Annotated in this window: 1 protein-coding gene; it reads right to left on the reverse strand. The window is 58.5% G+C overall.

Features of this window, described 5'->3' with window-relative positions; all coding sequences use genetic code 11:
- On the reverse strand, positions 1–484 hold a 484-nt coding region (locus AF337_RS08135; RefSeq protein WP_152970960.1), incomplete at both ends, for an SDR family NAD(P)-dependent oxidoreductase.

Below are 484 nucleotides of genomic sequence, written 5' to 3' on the forward strand. Positions count from 1 at the left end.
ATTTTCCATGCCGACGAACTTTACAAGGACGTCGGCCAGCTTTGCGGGATCACCACCCTGTTTGCCATTGTAGCCTGACCACATGTCTTCAGCGCTGCCTTCGGCGGCGTAGTCCTCGATGGTGCTGGCGGCGTACTTCGCATTCTGGGCGTCGAGCAGCTCTGTCCGGAAGAAGCCAGGTGCGACGGCGGTGATCTTGATGCCGAATTGTTCGACTTCCTGAGCAACCGCTTGCGAGAGGCCTTCAACCGCGAATTTCGAGGCGCTGTATGCTCCGCAGTGCTTGAAGCCGACGATCCCGGCAAGCGAACTGATGTTGATGATCCGGCCCGACCGCTGCTTGCGCATGACCGGAAGAACCGCGCGCATCGCATACATGACCCCGTAGAAATTAGTCGACATTAGCCCTTCGATTTCGGCGGTGCCCAACTCTTCGAAGTTGCCGAGCAGGCTGTAGCCGGCATTGTTGACCGCGACGTCGATG

This window comes from Rhizobium ecuadorense (assembly GCF_001187535.1).
Lineage (GTDB): Bacteria > Pseudomonadota > Alphaproteobacteria > Rhizobiales > Rhizobiaceae > Rhizobium > Rhizobium ecuadorense.